Below are 5,200 nucleotides of genomic sequence, written 5' to 3' on the forward strand. Positions count from 1 at the left end.
GGATCGCGGGGAACTGCACCCCGGGGCCGGGCTGCCTCCTGACGACGAACGCCGCGGGCACCGTGGTCGGGAACAACAACGCGATCGCGGAGATCGCGGCCCGGGTCATGCCGTACGGGCTCCCGATCGTGGTCTTCGGCATCGCCCTGGGCGCGCTCGCCTCGCTGAACAGCCTCATCTATTCCTCGAGCCGCGTGGCATTTGCCATGGGCCGCGACGGCACCCTGCCCCGAGCCCTGAGCCGCCTGCATCCCAAGAAGCGGACCCCGCATCTGGCCATCGCGTTCAGCGGAGTGATCATCATCCTGATGACGCTCACCCTGGACCTGAACACGGTGGCCGCGAGCGCGGACATCATGTTCCTCCTGCTGTTCCTCCTCGTGAACTGGTCGGCCATCGTGCTGCGCCGCACGATGCCCGAGGTGAAGCGGTACTTCGTCACCCCGCTGTTCCCGATCATCCCCATCCTGGGGATCGTGACGAAGCTCGTGATTGCCCTGAGCCTCTGGATCTACGAGCCGGAGGCCTGGTTCATCGCGCTCGCATGGCTCGCCGTGGGCCTGGGCTTCCATTACGCGTACGAGCGGAAGGAGGTCGTCGCGGGCGTCACCCGGGTCATGGGCTCCGTCCTCCCCTCCGCGCGGCCGCGGTACCGGATCCTTCTTCCCATCGAGGACTTCGAGCGGACGGAGCTCGTGGACTTCGCGGGGCTGGTCGCCCGCGTGGAGGCGGCCGAGCTGACCCTGCTGCACGTCGTCGAGGTCCCCGAGGCCCTGCCGATCGACGCGATCGATCGCTTCTACCTGAGCGAGGTCCGCGTCGCCCTGGGCCGCCTCCGACGCCGGGCGGAGGAGGCCGGCGTGACCGTACGCGCGCGGGTCGAGGTGAGCCACCGGGTCACGGAGGCGATCCTGGACAACATCCGCACCGAGGAGATCGACCTCCTCGTGGCGGGGTGGAACGCCCGGTCGCGCAGAGGACGCATCCTCGGGACCCACGTCGACCGGTTCGTCCAAGAAGCCCCGTGCGACGTCGTGGTCTTCAAGGCGGCGGGCCTCAAGGAGAAACTCGACCGCATCTTGGTCATGAACGCGCCCGAGTGGCACGTATCCTACGCGACTGGGTACGCCATCCTGCTCGCGAAGAAGCACAAGGCGGCGATCACAATCCTGAGCGTGGTCCAGACCGACCTCGAGGCGGAGAAGGAGAAGGCGTACTCCGCCCGGCTCGCGGAGATGTGCCGCACGCACGGCGTGCCCTTCGAGGAGAAGATAGTCCGCATCCGAAATGTCGTCGACACGGTCGTCGCGGAGGCCGCGGACTACGACCTCCTCGTCCTCGGCGCGAGCAGCGAGTGGCGGCTCACCCAGTTCGCGTTCGGCCCCATGCAGGACCAGATCGCCCGGAAGACGTCCACGCCCACGCTCATGGTCCGCAAGGTCCAGCGACCCGAGGTGATCACGCCGCGCGCACCCGCGGCGCCCTCCCCGCAGGGCGCGCCGCCGCACCCCTCCTGACCCCGCCGCACGCCCGGCGCCTCCGGTGACGGTTTTTATAGAACGCCGCGTATGGGGAACATGGAGCCTTGTCCCATGGGTGAGTCCCTGAAGATCGGCATCACGGGCCTCCCCGGGGCGGGGAAGACCTTCTGCCTGCTCAAGGTCGTCGAGATGCTCGAGGCCGACGGAAAGAAGGTCGGCGGCATGATCACGGAGCCCATCGTCAAGCGGAATCGCCGCGAGGGCTTCTACGTCCTCGACTGGACGACCAAGGAGAAGCGCGTGTTCGCGTCCCGCGATATCGAGTCCAAAATTCTCGTCGGTCGGTACGGTATCGACATCAGCGCCCTCGAGGAGGTCGGCGTGAACGCGCTCCGCCGCGCCACGGAGAGCGCGGACGTGATCGTGATCGACGAGGTCGGGAAGATGGAGGTCGAGAGCCCGAACTTCGTCCAGGCCGTCAAGGACGCCCTCGACGCGGACAAGCCCCTCCTGCTCACGCTCCACAAGAAGTCCCGCAACCCGCTTCTCCAGGACATCCGGCGCCGGGACGACGTCCGGATCCTGGAGGTGACCATGGTCAACCGGAATCTCCTGCCCTACAAGATCGTGAAGCTCATGAAGGGCGAGGTCCTCTGACGGGAAGACCTATCTCGCGGAGCGCCATGCCGACCCCGTGTCCTTCCCCTTCGCACTGACCGAGGTCGTCGAGGGCCGCGCGCGTCTTCTCGTGCCTGACGTGCCGCGGCGCAAGGGACCCGGGGCCAAGGGCCCCCACCCGTTCTACAATCCCTCCATGACCGTGAACCGCGACCTGAGCGCGATCCTCCTCGCGAGGTGGCCGGGCAAGCCGACGCGGGCTCTGGACGGCCTCGCCGCCACGGGCGCCTGGGGCATCCGGATGGGCCTCGAGGCGGGCGTGCCCGAGCTCGGCTTCGTGGACATGTCCCCCGACGCCGCGGTCCTGATTCGGTTGAACCTGGAGCGGAACGGCCTCCGCGGCGACGTGTTCCACGGCGACCTGCGCGCCCATCTGGCGGAGAAGCGGTACGACTACGTGGACATCGACCCGTTCGGGCCGCCGACCCCGTTCCTCGGCCATGCGTTCCACGCGGCCCCGACGCCGTCCGGCCTGGGCATTACCGCGACGGACACGGCGCCCCTCTGCGGGACCTATCCCAAGGCGTGTCAGCGCCGGTACATCGCCCATCCGCTGCGGTGCGACCAGGGGCACGAGATTGGCCTCCGGATCCTGCTCGGGTACATCGAACGCGTCGCGGAGGCCCACGGCAAGGTGGTGCGGCCTCTCCTAGCCTTCGCCGCGGAGCACTTCTTCCGCGTCCACCTCCATGTCCTCGACGGCCTGCAGGAGACCGGGCCCCAGGCGGGATACTACCTTCGGGACCGCGAGGGGACGTTCCATCGCGTGGATCCGCGCGAGCCCGAGGCGATCGGCCCCTTGTGGGTCGGCGACCTCGGCGATTCCGCGTTCGTGCGCTCTCTGGCCCCCTCGGAGTGGACCTCGGCCGCGGGCGCTCGCCTTCTCGATTCGCTCCAGAAGGAAATCGGCCTGCCGCCCTTCTTCGTCACGACGGACGAGATGGCGAAACGCCTGCGTGCGTCGCCGCCGAAACTCGAGCGGTTCCTGACCACCCTACGCGCGGCGGGCTTCCGCGCGGAGCGGACCCACTTCCACGCGCGCGGCGTGAAGACGGATGCGCCGCACGACGTCATCGTGGCCGCGTTCCTGGACGCTGCGGCTAGCGGACCCACGGGTGATTGAGCGCCTTCCAACTGAAGCCGAACGCCGCGCTGCTCTCCGTGGCGTAGTGGTACAGGCTCGTCACGAGGATCCCGTGGACCACGGACCAGAGGGCCATCAGCGCGAGCCATGCGAAGACCGCGATCCCGATGCCCAGGTAGCCACCGTCCCCCAGAATGCCCCAGAGGAACGGGAGAGATCCCAGGGCCCAGAGGAGGAGGAAGACCACACCGGTCCCGAGCACGCCGCTCGGGTGGGAGCCCCATCGTTCGCGCACGAGGTGGCGGCTGCGGCGGAATCCCCGCACGGGGCCGAGGTCCTCGATCGCCATGGTCGGCAGGACGAACACGCTGGCGATGGGCCATGGATTGCCCAGGATCCGCGCCTGGAGGCGGCCCGCCTGCTCGTACCGCAGGGACGCAAGCCGCAGGAGCACGCCGAATGTCGCCGCGAAGAGGCTCCACACGACGAGCCGCAGGAAGCAGTGGTTCGCGGCCCGGAACCCGTCGGACACGGTGGGTCGCCGGCCCTGGATCCGCTCGTCCGCGGCGCCGATGATCGCGGCCATGAAGTACGTGCACAGGACGTACGTCACGAGGTACGCCACGAAGACCTCCTGGTACACGAACGAGCTCGATGGCGACGCGACGTGGAAGTCGACGGCCCAGGCGCTCACGATGACCAGGAGCCAAACGAAGCCGCTGAACACGAGGGCGAGGAAGGGGAGCACGAGGAGCTGCGGGTCCTTCCCGAGAACGCGCAGGCTGATCCAGGTGAGGTGGAAGCCCCGGACGAGCTGCGCGCGGAACCCCGACGGCGCGCGCTCGGAGCGTTCCACGTGGCCCCACGAGCTCTCTCCCGTTGAGTGCATCCGGACCGTTCAAGCGAGGGAACGCCAGATAAGGAAATTGTCAAAGGGGCTCGTCGTCGGGGGCGTCTTCCTCGTCCCCCTCGAGGCGCGTCTGCAGCGCTTCGTACCTCGTGCGGACGAGCCGCGCGATCTCCGCGGCCTTGACGTCGCCGATCTTCGCGACCTTCTTGAGCTCCTCCTCGGAGGCGTTGAAGATGGCCTGCACGGAGCCGAAGTGCTCCAGGAGATTCCGCGCGAGCGTCTCGCCCACGTTGGGCAAGCCCTCGACGAGGAAGCGCTGCCGCTGCTCGAGGCTCATCCCCTTGGGTTTGTGCCGCAGACCGTACTCCGCCGCGGCCTTGTCCTGCTTCCTCCAGAGGAGGCTCAGCAGGAGCGCGGTCTGGTCTTTGTCCGCGGTCGTCAACACGGGCACGTGCTCCGTCGTCTCCAGGGCAAGGAGCGCGCCCAGGATGGACTGGGGGTGCCGAAACGTGGAGATCTCCGCGAGGTCCCCTTCGAGAATCAGGAGCGGTTGCGGGTAGGCGTCTCGCAGGCGCTGGACCTGCTCGAAGAGCCGCTTCTTGATCAGGCTGGCGAAGAAGTCGTTCAGCGTCTTGCGCTCGATGCCCACAGGCCCGAGCACGTAGTCCCCCGGCGCGATCTTCCTGACCTCGAACTCCACGCCCAAGCCGCGGAGCTTTTCCGGGATGTCTTCGGGCTCGTTCGAGTCGACGACCAGCGGGACCTTGGTCACGTGGCTGTCGAAGCGCACGGCTGCCGTAAAGGTTCCGGTAAGGTCGGCGGGATGTCGACGCTCCCCATGGCGGGGCGGCGAAACCTTTCAATCGTAGGAAGGCCCATTGGGGATCGGTGGAGAGATGCAGCCCAACGCGCCTCCCGCACCTCGGGATTCGCGCCGCGAACGGATCCTCGTCGCCGCGGTGGTACTCGCGGTCATCGGCGCCTTGGCCGCTCTAGGCGTGTGGGTGTGGTACCCGACGACGCTCCAGCCGAACGTGACGCTAAGCCACACGCCGTTCGTTGCGACCGCGTGCGCTCCTGTCCTAGGCGGATACGCCAACCGGTTCA

General features: G+C 68.0%; 6 protein-coding genes. 4 read left to right on the top strand and 2 right to left on the bottom strand.

Going from position 1 to position 5,200, the window contains the following annotated elements:
• From VEY12_05755 to VEY12_05765, 3 genes are all read left to right on the top strand, one after another.
• The coding region (locus VEY12_05755) for an amino acid permease (protein HYM39634.1) at positions 1-1,517 on the top strand (1,517 nt) is incomplete at its 5' end.
• A gap of 75 nt (positions 1,518-1,592) precedes the next feature.
• Complete coding sequence (locus tag VEY12_05760) at positions 1,593-2,138, top strand: NTPase (GenBank protein HYM39635.1); 546 nt, start codon at positions 1,593-1,595, stop codon at positions 2,136-2,138.
• 37 nt (positions 2,139-2,175) lie between these two features.
• Positions 2,176-3,282: a hypothetical protein gene (locus VEY12_05765; GenBank protein ID HYM39636.1), complete on the top strand. Its 1,107-nt coding sequence runs from the start codon at positions 2,176-2,178 to the stop codon at positions 3,280-3,282.
• On the opposite strand, the gene VEY12_05770 is transcribed toward VEY12_05765, so the two are convergent.
• Together VEY12_05770 and VEY12_05775 are read right to left on the bottom strand one after the other, a co-directional pair.
• Positions 3,260-4,132 (bottom strand): DUF6159 family protein, encoded by an 873-nt coding sequence (locus VEY12_05770; GenBank protein ID HYM39637.1) that lies wholly within the window; start codon positions 4,130-4,132, stop codon positions 3,260-3,262. The two genes, VEY12_05765 and VEY12_05770, sit on opposite strands and share 23 nt — an antisense overlap.
• A 40-nt stretch (positions 4,133-4,172) precedes the next feature.
• Complete coding sequence (locus tag VEY12_05775; protein ID HYM39638.1) at positions 4,173-4,865, bottom strand: ERCC4 domain-containing protein; 693 nt, start codon at positions 4,863-4,865, stop codon at positions 4,173-4,175.
• 124 nt (positions 4,866-4,989) lie between these two features.
• Between VEY12_05775 and VEY12_05780 the strand changes: the two genes are divergently transcribed.
• The coding region (locus tag VEY12_05780) for a hypothetical protein (GenBank protein HYM39639.1) at positions 4,990-5,200 on the top strand (211 nt) is incomplete at its 3' end.

It is taken from the genome of Thermoplasmata archaeon (assembly GCA_035632695.1).
Taxonomy (GTDB): Archaea; Thermoplasmatota; Thermoplasmata; order RBG-16-68-12; family RBG-16-68-12; genus RBG-16-68-12.